Raw genomic sequence first — 20016 nt, forward strand, 5'->3', positions numbered from 1 at the left:
GTAATAATTAAAACAACCTTAGTGCTAATCTTCCAAAACCCCGGCTTCTTTTAAGTATTGTAAAACTTCCTCTTTAGGTAAAGCTTTTATAGTTCGGCCTTTAAATCCGGTAGTGGTTTCGGCCATAAATAAAGAATTTAAAATGGCTTCTTCGGTGGCTTCAATGGCAGCCATAAAAAGCGGTGACATCAAATCGTTGGGAACCAGTTCTTGCTCCAGGGTTTTAGTTTCTATTTTATACGGAACCCTCACACCTTCCGCAGTAGAAAAAGCGATCACATAATCGCCGCTGCCGTTGGAAGCAATTCCACCGGTTTTTGCGAGTCCGAGGAATGCTCGTTTAGCCAGGCGTTCCAGGTTTCGGTTGTTCAGTGGTGCATCGGTAGCTACCACCATCATACAGGAACCGTCTACATTATTCTGTAAATTATTGCTAAAACTGTAGTTTCCCAGCTTTTGTCCCACCGGTACGCCGGCAATTTGCAAAACCCCGCCAAAATTACTCTGCACCAAAACACCTAAAGTATAACCGCCCAGGCTTTCAGGCAGTTTTCGGGAAGCTGTGCCAATCCCGCCTTTATAACCAAAAGCGATGGTACCCGTGCCGGCGCCAACATTTCCTTCAGTCACTTTCCCGATTTTTGCATTTTGAATTGCTGAAATTACATCTGCATTGGTCACATGTTGTCCGCGAATATCGTTTAAATAGCCGTCATTAGTTTCGCCTACCACAGCGTTTACCGAGCGCACGTTTTCATTGCCGGGCAGGTTTAGTGTATATTTTATCAACGCATCCATCGCGGTGGGAACGTTTAAGGTGTTGGTAAGGATCACAGGAGTTTCCAGGTTTCCCAGTTCATTAATTTGTGTGCTGCCGGCCAGTTTTCCAAAGCCATTTCCCACAAAAACCGCTGCGGGTACTTTCTGCTGAAAAATATTCCCACCATGCGGAAGAATGGCCGTCACGCCGGTACGCACCGAATCTCCTTTAACCAGCGTAGTATGCCCAACTTTTACCCCTTCAACATCGGTAATCGCGTTTAGCGTTCCTCTTTGCATTACCCCAATTTTCAACGGAATTTCTTCTACACGCTGCTGTGCGTTTAAGGTATTCAGCATTAAAAACAGGAGGGAAGTGAGGAGGATATAATTTTTCATTAACGATTCGATTGTTGAGTTGTTCAAAGAATGGAAAGTTACAAAATAGTTCTTATGGTATATTTTGAAATTACTGAACGGGTTTTTAACCATAACGGCCTAATTTTATTTCCGTAGCAAAACCAGGCTGATTGTAAACGGTGGGCAGTGAAGCATTGCCTGGCGCAGCGGTTGCAATGAGCAAGATAGGCAATCAGCGTAGTGTTTTCAAGGAGAGAAAAGTAAGTCTGGCGTTTTTTGGTTCTTTTTTGAGCAATGCAAAAAAGAACATGGAGAAATATATTCTATGCTATTCCTTTCAATATTAACCTGCTGTAGTTCAAATTATAGATTGTATCTTTGCACCCGCTTTTGGGAGACTGTAAAAAAGTTTTTAAAACGTCATCCTGAACTTGTTTCAGGATCTAGGTTGGTCACAATGCAATCATATTAGAATCCCGAAGCAAATTCGGGATAAAGTCTGAAACAAGTTCAGCTTGACGAAAAAAAGATTTAGAAGCAGCTTTGAAAATACAATATAATTATGAGGACAAAGTCGATAAAGAAGAACCGTATTAATGTAGTAACCCTTGGTTGCAGCAAGAATGTGTATGATAGTGAGGTGTTGATGGGGCAGCTTAAGGGCAACAATAAAGACGTGGTGCACGAGCAGGACGGCAATATTGTGGTGATTAATACCTGCGGATTTATAGACAATGCCAAAGAAGAATCGGTGAATACCATCCTGGAGTTTGTAGAACAAAAACAACAGGGAGAGGTAGATAAAGTTTTTGTAACCGGTTGTTTAAGCGAGCGTTACAAGCCAGATCTTCAAAAAGAAATCCCTGATGTAGACCAGTATTTTGGAACTACAGAACTTCCCGGCTTATTAAAAGCGCTGGAAGCCGATTATAAACACGAATTGCTTGGGGAGCGTCTAACCACAACACCTAAGAATTACGCTTATCTTAAAATTGCCGAAGGTTGTGACAGGCCCTGTTCTTTTTGTGCGATTCCACTAATGCGCGGTGGCCATAAATCGACTCCAATTGAAGACCTGGTTACAGAAGCGAAGAATCTTGCGGCAAATGGCGTAAAAGAATTAATACTTATCGCACAAGATCTAACCTATTACGGGCTTGATCTTTATAAGAAAAGAAATTTAGCCGAATTGCTTGAAAACCTGGCTAAGGTTGAAGGCATTGAGTGGATTCGTTTGCACTATGCATTCCCAACCGGTTTCCCAATGGATGTGCTGGATGTGATGAAGCGTGAGCCTAAGATATGTAATTATATAGATATTCCGTTGCAGCATATCAATACTGATTTGTTGAAATCTATGCGGCGCGGAACTACGAGCGAAAAAACTACAAAACTGCTAAAAGATTTCAGGAAGTATGTACCTGAAATGGCCATTAGAACCACACTTATTGTAGGTTATCCGGGAGAAACCCAGGAGCAGTTTGAGGAAATGAGAGATTGGGTAGAGGAGATGCGTTTTGAGCGTTTAGGCTGCTTTACTTATTCTCACGAAGAAAACACACACGCCTATAATTTGGAAGACGATGTGCCACAAGAGGTAAAACAAGATCGTGCCAACCAGATTATGGAAATACAGAGCCAGATTTCCTGGGAATTAAATCAGCAAAAAATTGGTCAGATCTTTAAAGTGGTGATCGATAGAAAAGAAGGAAACTACTTTGTAGGTAGAACCGAGTTTGATTCACCGGATGTGGATAACGAAGTTTTAATCGATGCCACTTCCGTTTACTTAAAAACCGGGGAATTCTACGAAGTAAAAGTGACCGATGCCGCTGATTTCGATCTATATGCGGAACCAATTCACGCAGCTCCAAAACCACAAAGAAAGGAATTGAAAGTAAAGAGCGTTTAAAATCTCCTGGCTTTAGTTTCCGTTTGGGTGAAAAGCTTAGTCATTTTAAGGGAGAAATCTACCGCTTTGAATTTATTAAATTCCAAAAGGATAGGTTTCTGGTGTTAATTCATTTTGTGGTTGCAATTTTAAAGGGTGCAGTGCCGTGGTTTTATCAATATGGATAAATGCATCATAACGAGCCGATATTCTTGACGGAACATAATTGCCACGCTCCCTTTCCGGGTGGTAAACTACCCCAATCGCACGGTGTTTTATCTTTTCAGAAAAAGCATCATTTAATTCCTGATCTTCATCAAAAATCATAAGTTTATTTTCCGCCCCGCTTTTATGTAATCTATATTCCAAACTGTTTGGGATTGCTTCTGGAACTTTCATTTTTTGCATGGGTGCACCCCAGTTTCTACCGGCCATAACAGATCCTGAATAAGAACCAAAACCAACCAGTACCACACCTTCTTTGCTGTGCTGTTCCCTTACTAATTGGCCAACATTTACCAAACCGCTTGCGGCCATATCTGTAGCCCTTGCATCTCCAATATGAGTGTTATGCTCCCAGATAATCACTTTAGCCCCATCAGGGTGATGATCCATAAGTCGGTTTAATGTTTCAACCATATGCCGATCGCGAACATTCCAGGAATCGTCACCAAACCCGGCCATAGCTTTATAATATTTTTCAGCGTTTGCCATAACCAAAGCATTTAGCTCGGCATTTAAACCTGCTTCTTCTGCGCCGTCATAACTATGCGCTTTTTCTCTCACTTGTTTTAGCAATTGTACCACCTCATTTTTACAATCTCCTTTTGAAGTAGAGAAAACAGAAGCATAAGAATCTTTTGCTTTAAAAGGTTCAAAACAATTAAGAGCATCTTTTGCTAATTCAGCCGTTTCCGGGTCTTCTTGCTGGAGATAATTAACTATAGAATTCATAGATTCCCAGAGGCTATAGACATCAAGACCATAAAATCCAATTTTTTCTTCCTGCTTTCTCTTCAAATTAAAATCTTTTAACCAGGTTGCAAAAGCGGCAATTTCCCAATTTGCCCACATCCAGGTAGGCCAGCGATTGAATTCTTTTAATACCTCCTGAATATTTTCTCCTGAATTCTTATAAGATTTAATCCATTTATTGATCTTATAACAATCTGGCCAGTCTCCTTCAACCGCTATAAAAGAGAATCCTTTTTCTTTTATAAGACGTTTTGATATTTGTGCTCTCCAGGTATAATATTCGTGGGTTCCATGACTGGCTTCCCCCAGAAGTACATATTTTGCATCTCCTATTTTTTCCAGTAAAGGATCTAAATCGGCAGAATTTTCCAGCCGGTGATAAAATTTTTCAATTTCAGGCTTTTGAATTTTATCTGAAGACAAACTTAGCATATTAGGTTAATAGTCTTAAGATAAGCATTTATGCAGAAAACAGGATTTTGGGAGATTATAAAAAAAGTATAAAATCCTTCAGATTAAGAGGAGAAGTTATTGATAAGAATTTCAGGATTTGGAGTTGCTGTTCCTCTTCCTTTTTTTATAATCCAGTAATATATAAATAAGATAGGCAACCAATCCTATTCCACCTATCCAGTAGAGCCCGTCTTTTAATTTAGAAGGGTCTTCAGCAAAATAAGCGATGGCTATAGTTAAAGGCACCATTCCGCAGAGGGTGGCATAAATAAACTTTTTTAAATCCATTCCCAGCATACCCGCGATAAAACTGATAGAATCGTTAGATAAAAAGGGGGAAATCCTGAATAGAATTACCGATCCAAATCCATAATTTCCAATCCAGAAATCCATTTTCTTCAAATTATCCTCCCCAAATATTTTAGTAAGAAATACACCTTTTAATTTTTCGCCAATAAAATATCCAATATAGGAAGCAAGTACCACACCCGTTAATGAAATAAGGCTTCCCCACCAAACACCGTAAGCCATAACCGCCACGATTATGGGAATCCAGGAAGGAAAAATAATTAAGAACATTTGAAGAATAATAAACAGAATAATAGCTACCGGCCCCCAAACGCCAAAATCCTTGAAATATGCCCGGGTTATTTCTGTATTACCGTTGGTTAAAACCCTTACAGTGGTATCTACAAAGTCTTTGAAACCTGGGAGTGTAAAGTAAGCTGTTAGTAATAAAAGTAATATTACCCCCGAAAGAATAAAAGAAGAATATTTGGAAGCTGAATTCTTCAAACCTTATATAATTTTAAATAGAAATAAAAAGTTACAAAATTATATAAGATTGATTTTAAACTTAATAGCTTTTAAAGTAGAAATTCCCCTCCTTTTGGCTCTCTGTTTTAATTATACTGATAGAAAATTCCCTGCGGAAATGGCGTCCATAAACAGGCTTTAAGTCCGGAGGCTTTTAATGCAGAATTCGTCCAGGTATTACAGGTTTTAAAAAGGTGGAAAGAAGTTTCAGCTAAATAGAACGCATCATCCTGATAATAGTGTAAACCTGAAACAGGTTGAATTTCTCCCTTATTTTCAGCGTTTACAGTTTCTAAAATATAGTCAGTTAGCTTTTTATATTGATCTTTTGAAACTGAAATTTTAACCAGGTTTTCTGAAACTGGTACTTTTTGATAAAATTGCGTGTGTAATGCACTTTGTGATCTTAGAAAAAGCGCTTTAAAAGCAACATTGAGTTTTATATCTTCCCACTGCGGGGTATTTCGGTAAAAATTAAGATCACCCCAACCAAACCCTATAAATTCAGAATTCTGCGGATTTGATAGGGTGTGCTTAGGTCTAAATATGCTATCCCAATTGATGATTTTAGAATGTACCGGAAGCAAAATATCGGTATGCATATCCTGTTTATAGAGGTAGATATCAATATTTGCGTTTTTAGTTTCAAATTTAGAATTTACGGGAATTAACGAACCAATTAATGCCATCACCTGATAAACTATAACGGGAGATAAAAGGATCAAAAGGAATTTGAAGAAGTAGCGTAAAGCTTGTTTCATTCTTTTAAGATATTGAATTTCGTTCAGTTTATCATATTTCTAGTTTGATAAGAATAAAACGTAAATAGGTCATTTTTTATAAAATTAATCATCATTACGAACGGAGTGAAGTAATCTGTCAAATTCTATTAATGGTCTACAGATTGCTTAGTACCTCAGAATGACAAAGATTATATCATGGAAAATTCAGCTTTTGTTTTTGTTATGGATTTGAAAGTCATCATTATTTTATTCAGTTTAAATTTTTAAAATAATTATTATCTTTCCTGTAATATTCTAAAACTTATGCCACAAATTTCTAAAAAAGTCACTTTTTTCCGAAGAAACTATTTCTTCATTATGGGAGGAATTTGGGGATTAATGGGAGTTTTAATGATTATTTTTCAGGTCATGGACGTTATGGCTTATGGTTACACGCTTATCGGACTCATTTATGCCGTTGTAGGATATTTGAAAAGAGATCTGGCATTAGAATTTATAAGCTGGGATGATGAAAAAATAGAAATTAGTGAGTGGCAGCAAAGCACACGATCTTATAAATGGGAGAATATTGACGGAATTAATGTTTCAGCAACTAATCTAACTATTAAATCGGGACCGGTTGATGGTACTATGGTGGAGCTTAAAGCTTATACCGAAACCGATATTGAAAAACTAAAAACCGAATTGATTCCCGCGCAAACTTTAGCGACTGCCTGATGCAAAAAATAGTAAAACATACCAGCTTTTTTAAGAAGAATCTATACTTTATTCTCGCGGTTTTCTGGCTTCTTTTGGGCCTGGCAAACTATATTTTTGTTGAGGGAAGTGTAGCGATTTTAATATCTTCCCTGTATTTAGTTTCCGGTTTACTGTATTCCTGGCTCGCGTATAAACAAAAAGATAGAAATACAGAATATATTGCCTGGGACGATGAAAAATTGATTCTAGCGAGGTTACATCAAAAACCTAAAACTTATAAATTTGGCCCGGAATTAAATATTCACGTAAGCAATTACCACTTGATTATTAAAGCTCCAAAAGCTAAAGGAGATATGGTTGAATTAAAAGGATTTTTAGAAGAGGACTTAGATTTACTGCGGGAAAAATTTGGGAAGCAGATTATGGCCTAATCTCTAATTTTTGAAACCAGTTTAAAATCAATACTATCAGCTTTATTTAATTTATATTGAAAAATAGCTTCTCCGGCTATATGCCCATCTTCGTAAGCGGCCCAAATAAAACGCTGATTCAAAATTTCAGTATCTATAAAACGCATCGTTCCGCCTAAAACAGATTCTTTAGGAATAAGTTGAGCATTTCGTTCTAAAGAGGTTACAATAAAAGTTTCAGGGTTTTGCATCGTATCAAAGTCTTCAGTAAAAACTATAGGATTCCGACTTTTCAATAATCTTAATTCTTTTTCCAGCGAATCATTTTCAATCTTTAAATCGTTAAGATCGGCTTCAAGATTATCTATTCGCAATTTTGTTTTTTCCTTTTCCGCTTCGTTAGTGCAACTAAGTAATAATACTATTGCTGGGAGTAAAAATATCTTTTTCATAAGTCAAAATTAATAGAATTAATCTCTGGCAAATGAAAAGAAATTCATAAAAAATAAAGGATTTTCAGATTGTTATATTAGGATTTAAACCTCAGTTAATAAAATAAGTCCAGTCTTTATTTATAATTCCTGCATTACTAAATAAGTAGTATAAGCAAGGTAGGCCACTAATAGAATTAAAGCTTCCCAGCGATCCAGTCTTCTTCTCTTACCGGTAAACATAGCTAAAAGTAGAAATAATGTTCCGCCGGCCAGGATATAAAGGTCCTGGTTGAAATTTAAATTGAAATTAATTGGATTTATAATTGATGCTGCAGATAGAATAAGGAAAATATTAAAGATGTTAGAACCAATAATATTACCCACAGCAATGTCGGCATTCTTTTTGGCCGCGGCTACCACAGACGTGGCCAGCTCTGGCAGGGAAGTTCCCGCAGCCACGACAGTAAGACCAATAATTTTTTGACTAATTCCCATACTTTCGGCAATTTCTATTGCATTATTAACTACCAGTTGGCCACCTAAAACCAGACCCGCGAGGCCCCCAATAATAAAAATGGTAGTTTTTAAGGGAGACAGAAGTTTGATGTTATCTTCTTCTACCACATCGTCATTTTTGAGTTGTTTATATACATAAAATAGAAATGCCAAGAAACAAAATAGTAAAATAAACCCGTCTAAAGTACTTAGTATACTGGGGTGGTCGGGAGAAATAACCTGATCGTTTACCATCATAAAAAGAATTACTACCGCTATAAGTGAAATAGGAATTTCCTTCCACGCAGTACTGGATTGCACTGCCAGCGGAGTGATAAGTCCTGTAATCCCCAGGATAATAAACAGGTTGAAATTATTACTACCTATCACATTTCCAAAAACGATATCTGAATACCCATCGGCCGCGGCAAAGGTGTTCACCACCAACTCTGGTGCAGAAGTTCCAAAAGCTACAATGGTTAAACCAATAGCAAGGTTAGAAATATTAAATTTTTTGGCCAGGGCAGAAGCACCTTCAACCATATAGTTGGCTCCAAAAATTAGGACTATCAGTCCTAAAACAAGTAAAATTGCAGGTAATATCATTATTCGTTAATTTCGTTTAATAAAACTGGTTTTCCTAAGCCAAGCTCTTCCAGTTTTTCCATCTGTGTTGCGGCATCTCCCACGATTAAAAAGTACATTTTTTCAGGATCTATATATTTTTCAGCCAATTCTCTTATATCTAAAACGGTAAGCTCATTTACCATTTTCTCCCGCTGCTTAATGTAATTATACTCACGGCCAAAAGTGCTAATTTCACTAAGCATATCCAGTTTTGAATTTAAAGTCTCAAACTTCCTGGCGTTGCTTTTAATCATAAATCCGCGGGTGACTTCCATATCTTCCCCGTCAAAATTATGCGGGTAATTTTCTATAATTTCTTTGATTAGTTTTACGGCATCAAAAGTAATATTACTACGAACACCGCTGGAAATTAGAAATAGACCTTTATTTTTTCCTGCATTAAATCCAGAGCGAATTCCGTAGGTGTAGCCTTTGCCTTCCCGTAATTCCTGGGTGAGCTGCGAGGCAAATCCGCCGCCGCCTAAACGATAATTCATTACTTCGGCGGCATAAAAATCATCATCGGTAGCGGCCAGGGCAGGAGCACCAAAGCGTAAAACCGATTGCTTGGCACCGGGAACATCGTAAAAATAAATTTGAGATTCCTGTGGGAGTTCAGGCTGAGCAACTTCTGGCATTTTAACCGATTTTGGTGGCCAGGCTACCGAAAGCGCCCGAATACCTTTTACCGCATCTTCTTTTTCTATTGCGCCCACTACGTGAAAAACACTGCGTTTAGGACTAAGGTTTGCTGAATAATAATCTTTAAGATCTTCCAGGGTGATATTATTTACCGAAGATTCTGTACCTAAATTATTATGTCCTAAAATATGATTTTCGCCATAAATTAGCTTCCTAAATTCATTATTAGCAATACTATTTGGATCGGCTTTTTGTTGCTGAATTCTACTAAGTGCCTGCTGTTTTACCAGTTTGAATTCGGTAGAATCCCAGCGAGGTTCCAATAATATTTCCTGAACCAAATCTATGGTTTTAGCATAATTTTTTGCGAGGGTGCTGCCACTTAAAACAATTTTTTCATCTTCCGCAGTTACATTAATATCGGCTCCTAATAATTGAATGGCTTCTTCCAGTTCTTCGGGAGTCTTATTTTTAGTTCCTTTGGTCATTAGATTAGCCAAAAGATTAGAAACGCCTACTTTATTAGGGCTTTCCAATAATAATCCGCCTTGCATCTCCAAACTAAATTTTACCAGTGGAACTTCATTATTAGTGATTCCGTAAACTTTAAGCCCGGAAGGAAGTATATTTTCCCAAATTTCTGGAACTGTCAATTCAGGTGCGCTGCTATATGGAGGTTCTACACTTCGGTCAAAACTGGAAGGAGTTTTTTGGTAAGAGGCGTCTGCAGATGCATTCACTTCTTCTTCAGCATTTTTAACTATTTTTTCTTCTATAACTCCAGCTTCTTCAGAATTTTCTAAAGCAAGTGCCACCTGCCCTTGCGGAACAAAACTTGTAGCGACAAAATGTTTTCCTTTTATATATTTTTCATAAACACGTTTTACATCTTCCGGCGTAACCGCAAGTATTTTTTCTACATCTTTATTAATATAATTCGGATCGTTAGCAAAAATCTGGTATTGTGCCAGCTGAAACCCTTTGCCTAAAACACTGGCCAGGCTATTATAGAAGTCGGTTTCCTGTTGTGCTTTAATTCGTTTTAGATCTCTTTCGGGAATACCTTCGGCTTCAAAATTTTTAAAGGTTTCAAAAACCGCGCTTTCTACGGAATCTAAATCAACTTCATTATAAGCGGTAACCTGCAGCATTAGTTGTCCCGCTAATTCTGAAGTGTAATTATACATTCTAACCCGATCTGTATGTTCTTTTTCTGATACCAGGTTTTGATACAACGGCGCGTTTTTTCCCTCGCTTAAATATTTTGCCAGCACTTCTAAAGCATAGGTGTCTTCGTGGTAGGAATATACGGCCGGCCAGGCGATAGTTAGTTGCGGAAGCCGCGCAAAATTATCTTCGTAATAGAGTTTTTTGGTTTCGGAAAGTGCTACCAATTGCTTTTCTTCTCGTTCAATTTTGGGACCACGCGGTATTCCATCAAAATATTTATGAATCCATTCTTTGGCCTGCTCTTTATCAAAATCGCCAGCAATACTTAATGTTACATTGTTTGGTACATACCAGTTGTTATAAAACTCCTTTACATCCTGAAGCGTAGCATTTTGAAGATCTTCTAGCGAGCCAATTACCTGCCAGTTATATGGATGATCTTCGGGATATAAATTTTTATCTATCACATACATAGTATGGCCATAAGGGCGGTTATCCACACCCTGTCTTTTTTCGTTTTTTACTACCTGTTTTTCTTTGGCAAGCACGGGTTCTGTAACTGTGTTGATAAAATACCCGAGTTTATCGGCTTCAGCCCAGATCATCTTTTCCAAAGCGTCTTTTGGTACGGTTTGAAAATAATTGGTACGATCCCGGCTGGTAGAACCATTGGCACCAGAGCCTCCAATGCGAGCACTCAGTTTATCAAGTCCGCCTTTCCCAAGATTTTCTGATTCTAAAAATAAAAGATGTTCAAAAAGATGGGCAAAACCTGTTCGGCCTTCTTTTTCCCGGGCAGAACCTACGTGTGCAGTTAATGCTACCGCTACAACGGGATCTGATTTATCGATATGAAAAATAACATTTAAGCCATTTTCCAGAGTAAAAGTTTCAAAATCTACATTAAAATCGGTTGGTTCCTGGGATTGGATATTTTGAGAAATTGCAAAGCTGCAAAGCAATAAAAGTATAATTCTGAATTTCATTAAGTTCAATTTTAGCAAACCAAAATTAGTGTTTATTTCGATTGTTTCAGAATTAAATCATTGGAGTCCTAATAAAAAGCCACGAATACACGAATATTAAGTTTTGTTATTGCGAGACCTGTTTAGCGTTTGTTGTTTACTTTAAATTTTAAGCTTAAAAACCCCCAAATGAGTATAGAATAAATTAGTGAATTTGTGGTAAGAGTAAGAGTTTCGTTAAGAAAAATACCTACGAGGTTAAAAGAAACCTCGCAGGATAATTCAATAAAATTATTCGTGCATTCGTGGCAAAAGAATTCTAATCTTTTAAAGTCTGAATTTATTATTATTTACCAAAAAAACTGAATTTGCGAAGAACAATTTCCCGTTCTCCCAGAATGCCCGGAATAAGGGATTATCTACCATATAAATAACACTTCCGCTTCCCATTCTTTCTTCCCCAAAAATCAGCGAATTTTCAAGATCTTTTACCGCTGAACTTCCTGCAAAACCTGCAACTATTTCCGGTTGTTGAATGTAGGAAACATTAAAGCCTTTATCCAGGAGTTTGTAGCTATCGCTACTTAATTTTAAACTCAAATACGTATCGCCGTAGCCAAAAGCCATTGGGTGGGTATTGTCCAATTTGGTTTTTACAATGCTTCCCGTGATCATATTTTGTGCGCTTTCCCGCTCTCTTTGTGCATACGGAATTAAATTCCCTGTAGCCGTAGAATCTTTGGTTTCAGATTTGTTCTCTTTAAGATTAAAGCCATCTTTTCCTGCAAAAGTGCCTACAGCACGACCAATGGCAATAAGTTTACCGCCATTGCTAACCCAGTCTTTTACTTGTTTTAAAGTATCCTCATCTAAAATATCAGCGTAATTGCCTTCTGGCATTATCAGAACATCAAATTGAGCCAGGTCAATATTTTTAAAATAATCGGTGTTTATTGAAGTTAGAGGGTAGTTGAGGTCTTGCTCAAAAAAGTGCCATATTTCTCCGTAATTTAAAGAAAAAGTGCCTTCGCCTTTTAAAACCGCAACTTTTGGTGAATTAATTAGTTTTACTTCAGGTGAACCAAAATCGGGTCCGCTACCAGCGAAACTTGTGCTTGCCGCTACAAGTTCTCTTTGATGTTTATTTGCGACTTCAACTACAGTTTCATCAAAATCTTCGTTAGTTCTGTTGTCGCTTTTTGTGATGATCAAGCTACCACGATCATAATCTTTTCCTTCGCTTTTAAACGGAATTTCACTAAAACGCACCTTAATATTTTCCTTTAGCAATCCAGCTAAAAATTGGGCATCCTGGATGGCATTCCATTTTGAAACATAACCGGCTCCCGAAGGATTTGCCGTATTGGAAATTTCAGCATTTGTAGAATTTGCTTCTGAAGAAACTTCGCGTGGGCTCGCTACTGCTTCCAAACCGTAAGCATAAGGCAAACTCCAGGCAGTAATATCATAGGTTAGAGAATCGCTTAGGGTAGTGGAAGGTTCAAAAAGTACGTTTACCATTTTACCTTTTGGTTGGTTTGTATTGATCACCAAAGTGTTTTCGTCAGCATTCAAATTTCCTCTTTTACCTTCGGAATAATTAAAGCCTTTTATTCTTCCAGTTGCTGCATTTTGATACTTAATTTCGTGCTTATCCAGCAATTCTTTTAGTAAAGCAATTTTATCGGGATTTCCCTTTACCACGTAAGATTTGTATTCCAGATTTGCATTATCAAAATACTTTTTAAATTCAGAATTTAAAGCATTAATATTTTTAGTAGCAACTTCAATAGTTGAAAGTCCGGTGGTGTGATGATGCGCTACCCGATCTTTTAAAGTGAGTTCGTAACCTTCATCGGTATTAATTCCCAATCCGGCACGACCGTGACCCGCCTGTTCGTAGGTCATTCCAATGGCGCCCATATAAGTTGGGTAAGTGTCTCCATAACTTGGGTATAGCAAATCAAAACGTTCTTTGGTAAAAAACAACCAGCCTTCTTCATCAAAATATTCGGCGTGGTTTTTCCCTATTTCGGTTTGAAACTCCCTTTGGAAAGGGGTGATAATTTCGTGAAAAGGTTCTGCCGCGGGTGCAAAATAATAAGGTTCATTGATGCCCTGCTCGTGAAAATCTACGTGAATATGTGGCATCCACTGGTTATAGATTTTAAGTCGTTGCTGGGTTTCCACCTGCGTGGCCCAGGCCCAGTCGCGGTTAAGATCAAATAAATAATGATTTGGTCTTCCGCCCGGCCAGGGTTCGTGATGTTCCGCTGCTGCTTGCAATGGACTGTAGGGCTCTGCTTTTACCTGGTTGTACCAGTTTACGTACCTATCGCGCCCATCAGGATTTACATTGGGGTCTATAATTACCACGGTATTTTCCAGCCAATCCTGTTTTTCGGTGATCAGGGCATATAAAGTTTTCATCGCAGCTTCGGTACTGGAAGCTTCATTGCCGTGCACATTATAGCTTAACCAAAGAATGGCTTTATCGGCTTCTCCATCAGTTTCAGAAATTCCGGTGTTTCCAAGATGATTGTTTCTAATTTCTTCCAGGTTCTGCAAATTTTTTTCCGAAGAAATCACCGCATAGGTAAGTGGGCGCCTTTCGTTGGTTTTTCCGTAAGTATGATATTCAACCAGCGGAGAATTCTCAGCTACCTGTTCAAAATAATTCACTACATCGGCGTGACGGGAGAATTGCTCCCCAATCTCGTAGCCCAGGAATTCTTCCGGACTTTGTAATTGTGCATTGATTTGTAAACCTAAAAAGAGAAAGACGACAGCGAGTAAAGTTGATTTCATTTATTGATTTTAAATGTTGAATTTAAGCTTAATAAGTTCCTTGTTATTCAAAAAGTCATTTTATCGTCATCCTGAACTCGTTTCAGGATATAAAGTTGATAGTAATTCGATTTACTTTAGAAGCTGAAACAAGTTCAGCTTGAAGTTTGATTATAAACCACCGATAATCGAGTAAAAACAGTATCTAGCGCCAAATTAACTAAAAATTAGCGAATAAAATTCTTAACTTCGGTATCTTTACCATCCAAAAAATTGCTAATGCCAACCGAGTGTATTCCGTACAAAGAAACCAATTATTTTACCGAGCTTATTTTAGATTATCTCGCTGAAAAAGAGAAATTAAAAACTTTTTATAATCGCTTTCCGAACCTGGAAAATTTTAAAGCGCAAATAGAAGAAAAGTCTTCTTTTCCGATAAAAAATCGAGAAATCCTTGTAAAAGCTTTAAAGGAACAATATTCCGGGCTGGAGATTTCAGAGGCTACACAAAGAAATATCGATGCCCTGGAAAACCAAAAAACCTTTACGGTAGTGACCGGGCATCAGCTTAATTTGTTCACAGGACCGCTTTACTTTTTATATAAAATTGTTTCCACAATCAATCTTACCCGAAAATTAAAGGAAGAATATCCTGAAAATAATTTTGTGCCCATTTACTGGATGGCGACCGAAGATCACGATTTTGAGGAGATCAATTTCTTTAATTTAAACGGAAAAAAGTTTCAGTGGGCCAATGCACCTCAAAATGCCGAGAATGATGCCGTAGGAAATTTATCTACTGATGGTCTTAAAGATGTTTTTAAGCTTTTTTCAGCTGAAATTGGTGGAGGTAAAGATGCCGATTATTTAAAGGAATTATTCAAAAAAGCATACCTGCAGCACGATAATCTTGCCGAGGCAACTTTATATCTCGCCAATGAACTTTTTAAAGAAGAAGGTTTGGTGATAATAGATGCGCAGCAAAAATCTTTGAAAGAACTTTTTATTCCTTACGCCAAAAATGAACTTTTAGAACAAATCTCGCATAAAACCACCACGAAAACTGCTGAGAAACTAAATGATCTAGGCTATAATGTTCAGGTGAATCCGCGGGAGATTAATTTGTTCTATCTGCATAATGGTTTGCGGGAACGCATTATAGAACGCCAGGGTGAATATTTCGTACACGAAACAGAAATTAAATTTACCAAAGCTGAAATTTTGGAAGAATTACAGCATTTTCCCGAACGCTTTAGTCCAAATGTGATGCTTCGTCCTTTATATCAGGAAGTAATTTTACCCAATCTTTGTTATATAGGTGGTGGTGGAGAGATCGCGTACTGGTTAGAATTAAAAGAATATTTTGCAGCTGAAAATATTGTTTTTCCTGTTTTATTGCTTCGGAATTCGGCTATGATTCAGTCTGAAAAACTTGATGAGAAAAGACGAAAATTAAATATTTCGAATAAAGAATTGTTTCTGAAACAGCACGAACTCATCAACAGGAAAGTGCGGCAAATTTCAAATATAGATATCGATTTCTCCAAACAGAAAGAACATTTGGTGGAGCAATTTCAGCAAATGTATGAGCTGGCAGAAAAAACCGATAAATCTTTTCTTGGCGCGGTAAAAGCCCAGGAAGTAAAACAATTAAAAGGCCTTGATAATCTCGAAAAACGTCTTTTAAAAGCACAAAAACGAAAACTGGAAGATGAGGTAAGTAGAATTGCAGAGCTTCAAAATGAGCTCTTTCCTAATAATGGTTTACAGGAACGCCAAACCAATTTTTCGGAAATTTATGCAGAATACGGCCCCGAATTGATTTCAGTATTATTAAAAGAATTAGACCCGCTGCAGGCGGAATTTAAAATTTTGACTTTTGGAAAAGAATAAAATGCACACTATAGATATGAACCTGGTAGAAATGACGCTGGACGTTATGAAATATACCATAGACCGTATCTCTAACATTACTCCCGAAATGGGAGCCCCAAAAAAAGAAGAAGAATTATTTAGAATTGTTGGTGAAACCGTAACTCCGGAAGGGATTGGCGGAGAGAATGCTTTCCAGCTTTTTCGTGACGTTTTGGTGAAAGCTACGGTGCCAATAGATCATCCACGGCATTTGGCCTTTGTTCCCGCTGCACCAACCCGGGCGGCAATTATGTTCGATTTAGTGACTTCGGCTTCCAGCATTCACGGTGCTTACTGGATGGAAGGTGCCGGCGGAATTTTTTGTGAAAACCAGGCGATGAAATGGCTGGTTTCACTTACAGGATTACCCGAAGGTGCTTTTGGAGTTTTTACCAGCGGTGGTACGGCGGCAAATCTTTCGGCTATGGTGGCGGCAAGAGAAGCCTGGCGTGACCGCGATAGCCAGAACGTAGGGAAAAAAGCGTTGATGCTTACTTCTCACGGCGCGCATAGTTCTATACAGGCGATGGCAAAGGTGATTGATGCCGATGTGGTTATGATAGATTGTGAAGAAGAAAATCTTACTGGCCGTGAACTACAGAATGCAATTAATGAATTGGAAGAAAAAGACCGAAATCGTCTTTTTGCAGTAGTCGCTACGGGTGGTACCACAAACGCAGGTATTATAGATCAATTAGATACCATTGCCGATGTTTGTGAAAAAGAAAATGTGTGGTTTCACGTAGATTGCGCATACGGTGGCGGCGCTTTAGCCGCTCCTTCGGTTAGGCATCTATTTAATGGAGTGGAGCGAGCCGACAGTATTACGATTGATCCGCATAAATGGTTGTTTTCTCCTTACGATTGTGGAGCGGTTATATATAAAGACCTGGAATTGGCGAAAAATGCGCATTCTCAGAAAGGTGCTTACCTGGAAATTTTTAAAGATGAAGGAGCCCAGGGTTTCAATCCGGCCGATTATCAAATTCAGTTAACAAGAAGGGTTAGAGGAATGCCGCTTTGGTTTTCTTTAGCGATGCATGGTACTAATAAATACCGACAGGCCATCGAAACAGGAATTGAACTTGCTAAAAAAGCAGCTAAAAAAATTGAAGAGCGTGATAACCTGGAGTTGGTAAGACCGCCGAGTTTATCGGTAGTTTTATTCCGAAGAAAAGGATGGAGCCCTGAAGAATATAAAGACTGGACGTATAAAAATCATCGGGAAGGTCTGGCGTTAGTAACTCCAACTACCTGGAAAAAAGAAACCGTAGTTCGTTTTTGTTTTATTAATCCTGATACTACTGAGGAAGATATTGATATGATTTTGGATACTATGGATTAGAAATAGTTCTATAACCGTCAAGCTGAACTTGTTTCAGCTTCTAATATGTGTTATTATTCGATAAAATATTAGATCTCCGAATAAATTTCGGAGCAGGCTCTGAAATGAATTCAGGATGACAATTGTTTTAAAATCTTACTTTAATCAATCTCATAATCTAACCGCATTGTAATAGATGCGGTTTTCTTTTTATCTGCGGTATTGTAGGTGCCGCTCCAGCTGTAATCTTCTCCACTGTTTTGACCGGTGATCTGGAAAACGCCCATATTGGCATTTTTTAGTTCACCTAAACTTCCACCGCTATTTTCTGCAATTTTCTCCGCTCTTAATCGGGCATCTTCAGTCGCCTTTGAAATCATTTCAATTTTTAAATCGGCTATTTTAGTGTAATAATATCTTGGAGGTGTAGAGTTAAATTGAACTCCTTTATTTAATAATTCTGTAATCTCGCGCGCAACTCCTTCCACCAATTCTACATCATTAGATTCAATTTTTACATTTTGGGTAAGTTGATAACCCTGGAAGATGCTACCTACATAATTTCCATTCTGGTATTGATTTTCCCGCTGCTCTGAAGTTTGCACCGAGTTGAACACGATATTTTCTTCGTTTATTCCCTTATCTATAAGATAAGTTCTAACCGTTTCTTTATCCCGGTTTAATTCATTGTAAGCTTGTTCCAGGTTTGCGCTCATTCGGCTAAAACTGCCTTCCCATACAATTAGATCTGAAGTAAAATTTTCACTTCCTGAGCCGGTTACCGAGATTACGCCGTCCGGATTTGCACGACTTACATAGGATTCACCCAGGAACCAAGCGGCAAGCACAATGGCAATGGCAAAAATTATAGCACTTATGTATTTCATTTTTTAAATAAAAATTTGTTCAGAATAAAGATAGAAAATAAACCCAATGGTTATTTTATTTTTGGCTCAAATTCTTACTTTTGCCTATGCAAAAAAACGTACTCATTTTAGACTTCGGCTCGCAGTACACGCAACTGATTGCAAGGCGTGTGAGAGAACTCAATATTTACTGCGAAATTGTTCCATTCAACAAAATTCCAGACGATATTTCAAGCTTTAAAGCGGTAATCCTTTCGGGGAGTCCGTTTTCTGTACGGGGAGAAGATGCTCCGCATCCAGATCTCTCTAAGATTCGTGGAAAATTACCAATCCTGGCAGTATGTTATGGAGCGCAGTATTTTGCTCATTTCCACGGCGGAAAAGTAGAAGCTTCAGAAACCAGGGAATATGGTAGAGCAAATCTTTCGGTAATAAGAGATGGCGAAACCTTGTTTGACGGGATTATGGAAAACTCCCAGGTTTGGATGAGCCATAGTGATACCATAAAAGAATTGCCGGCGAACAGCGTGAGAATTGCCAGTACTACAGATGTTTTGAATGCAGCTTACCGAATTGAAGGCGAACAAACTTTTGGAATACAATTCCATCCCGAAGTTTATCATTCTACCGATGGGAAACAATTGCTGGAAAACTTTTTAGTGAAAATTGCCGATGTAGCGCAAACCTGGACTCCGGGTAAATTCGTTGATCTAACGGTTTCAGAATTAAAAGAAAAAATAGGAGACGATAAAGTAGTCTTAGGTTTAAGCGGTGGCGTAGATTCTAGTGTTGCTGCGGTTTTATTGCATAAAGCCATCGGGAAAAACCTGTATTGCATCTTTGTAAATAACGGTTTGCTTCGTAAAGGAGAATTTGAAAGCGTTTTAGACCAGTATAAAGATATGGGGCTAAATGTGAAGGGAGTTGATGCTTCGGCACGATTTCTGGATGCCCTTGCAGGAGTAAGTGATCCCGAAGAAAAACGAAAAGCTATTGGAAATGCGTTTATTGAAGTTTTTGATGATGAAGCGCACCAAATTAAAGATGTTACTTACTTAGCTCAGGGAACTATTTATCCAGATGTTATTGAATCGGTTTCGGTAAATGGCGGTCCTTCAGCAACCATAAAGTCACATCATAATGTTGGGGGATTACCAGATTTTATGAAGCTAAAGGTGGTAGAGCCTTTAAAAATGCTTTTTAAAGATGAAGTACGGAGAGTAGGTGCCGAAATGGGAATTAATAAGGAATTACTGGGAAGACACCCGTTTCCGGGACCGGGACTTGCTATTAGGATTCTGGGAGATATTACTGCTGAAAAAGTTCGTATTTTGCAGGAAGTTGATCATATTTTTATCCAGGGATTAAGAGATTGGATGTTGTATGATAAAGTATGGCAGGCCGGCGCTATATTGCTACCGGTAAGCTCTGTAGGAGTTATGGGAGATGAGCGTACTTATGAGAAAGTAGTAGCTTTAAGGGCCGTAGAATCTACCGATGGAATGACGGCAGACTGGGTGAATTTACCTTACGAATTTCTGCAAAAAACCTCGAATACTATAATAAATCGGGTTAAAGGCGTTAATAGAGTAGTGTATGATATAAGCTCAAAACCACCGGCTACTATAGAATGGGAATAAAATTTGAGCTTAATTAAACTCTCTTTGAGAGATTAAACCAATAAAT

The 20016-nt window shown here is 38.1% G+C and carries 15 protein-coding genes; 6 read left to right on the forward strand and 9 right to left on the reverse strand.

The features are described 5' to 3' along the window. Positions 1-24: 24 nt before the first annotated feature. Positions 25-1158: a DmpA family aminopeptidase gene (locus BM084_RS16765; protein ID WP_093306167.1), complete on the reverse strand. Its 1134-nt coding sequence runs from the start codon at positions 1156-1158 to the stop codon at positions 25-27. Between the two features lie 523 nt (positions 1159-1681). Between BM084_RS16765 and rimO the strand changes: the two genes are divergently transcribed. Next, positions 1682-3031 carry a 30S ribosomal protein S12 methylthiotransferase RimO gene (gene rimO / locus BM084_RS16770; protein WP_075327383.1) on the forward strand — a complete coding sequence of 450 codons (1350 nt, stop codon included), beginning with the start codon at positions 1682-1684 and terminating at the stop codon, positions 3029-3031. 75 nt (positions 3032-3106) lie between these two features. On the opposite strand, the gene BM084_RS16775 is transcribed toward rimO, so the two are convergent. The 3 genes from BM084_RS16775 to BM084_RS16785 all read right to left on the reverse strand — a co-directional run bounded on the left by BM084_RS16775 (position 3107) and on the right by BM084_RS16785 (position 6015). Continuing rightward, the gene (locus tag BM084_RS16775; RefSeq protein WP_198036115.1) at positions 3107-4408 is read right to left on the reverse strand and encodes an erythromycin esterase family protein; all 1302 of its coding nucleotides are present in this window, start codon (positions 4406-4408) and stop codon (positions 3107-3109) included. 120 nt (positions 4409-4528) lie between these two features. Then, a complete protein-coding gene (locus BM084_RS16780) occupies positions 4529-5233 on the reverse strand; it encodes a TVP38/TMEM64 family protein (protein ID WP_075327382.1) in 705 nt (234 codons plus the stop codon). Between the two features lie 107 nt (positions 5234-5340). Then, entirely contained in the window at positions 5341-6015 is a 675-nt protein-coding gene (locus BM084_RS16785) for a TIGR02117 family protein (RefSeq protein WP_075327381.1), read from the reverse strand. Positions 6016-6300: 285 nt separating this feature from the next. Here BM084_RS16785 and BM084_RS16790 point away from each other — a divergent pair, with 285 nt between their 5' ends. After that, a complete protein-coding gene (locus tag BM084_RS16790) occupies positions 6301-6714 on the forward strand; it encodes a DUF3784 domain-containing protein (RefSeq protein WP_143083677.1) in 414 nt (137 codons plus the stop codon). Further along, complete coding sequence (locus BM084_RS16795; RefSeq protein ID WP_075327379.1) at positions 6714-7127, forward strand: hypothetical protein; 414 nt, start codon at positions 6714-6716, stop codon at positions 7125-7127. Before BM084_RS16790 ends, BM084_RS16795 begins: the two co-directional genes overlap by 1 nt. Here the strand turns inward: BM084_RS16795 and BM084_RS16800 are convergent. From BM084_RS16800 to BM084_RS16815, 4 genes are all read right to left on the reverse strand, one after another. Further along, complete coding sequence (locus BM084_RS16800; RefSeq protein WP_075327378.1) at positions 7124-7558, reverse strand: hypothetical protein; 435 nt, start codon at positions 7556-7558, stop codon at positions 7124-7126. The genes BM084_RS16795 and BM084_RS16800 overlap by 4 nt on opposite strands. Positions 7559-7678: 120 nt before the next feature. Next, the gene (locus BM084_RS16805) at positions 7679-8641 is read right to left on the reverse strand and encodes a calcium/sodium antiporter (protein WP_093306169.1); all 963 of its coding nucleotides are present in this window, start codon (positions 8639-8641) and stop codon (positions 7679-7681) included. Beyond that, a complete protein-coding gene (locus BM084_RS16810; protein ID WP_093306172.1) occupies positions 8641-11460 on the reverse strand; it encodes a M16 family metallopeptidase in 2820 nt (939 codons plus the stop codon). The genes BM084_RS16805 and BM084_RS16810 overlap by 1 nt, the downstream gene beginning before the upstream one ends. Positions 11461-11766: 306 nt before the next feature. Next, positions 11767-14247 carry a M14 family metallopeptidase gene (locus BM084_RS16815; RefSeq protein ID WP_093306174.1) on the reverse strand — a complete coding sequence of 827 codons (2481 nt, stop codon included), beginning with the start codon at positions 14245-14247 and terminating at the stop codon, positions 11767-11769. A 258-nt stretch (positions 14248-14505) separates the two neighbouring features. On the opposite strand from BM084_RS16815, the gene bshC reads away from it, so the two are divergent. After that, entirely contained in the window at positions 14506-16119 is a 1614-nt protein-coding gene (gene bshC, locus BM084_RS16820; protein ID WP_075327374.1) for a bacillithiol biosynthesis cysteine-adding enzyme BshC, read from the forward strand. 1 nt (position 16120) lies between these two features. After that, positions 16121-17485 carry a pyridoxal phosphate-dependent decarboxylase family protein gene (locus BM084_RS16825; RefSeq protein ID WP_093306180.1) on the forward strand — a complete coding sequence of 455 codons (1365 nt, stop codon included), beginning with the start codon at positions 16121-16123 and terminating at the stop codon, positions 17483-17485. Between the two features lie 140 nt (positions 17486-17625). Here the strand turns inward: BM084_RS16825 and BM084_RS16830 are convergent, their stop codons facing one another. After that, positions 17626-18351, reverse strand: coding sequence for an SIMPL domain-containing protein (locus BM084_RS16830; RefSeq protein ID WP_075327373.1), 726 nt, complete (start codon positions 18349-18351; stop codon positions 17626-17628). Between the two features lie 86 nt (positions 18352-18437). Here BM084_RS16830 and guaA point away from each other — a divergent pair, with 86 nt between their 5' ends. Further along, positions 18438-19970, forward strand: coding sequence for a glutamine-hydrolyzing GMP synthase (gene guaA / locus BM084_RS16835; RefSeq protein WP_075327372.1), 1533 nt, complete (start codon positions 18438-18440; stop codon positions 19968-19970). The last annotated feature ends 46 nt before the right edge of the window (positions 19971-20016 follow it).

The sequence above is a fragment of the Salegentibacter agarivorans genome (assembly GCF_900113135.1).
Lineage (GTDB): Bacteria > Bacteroidota > Bacteroidia > Flavobacteriales > Flavobacteriaceae > Salegentibacter > Salegentibacter agarivorans.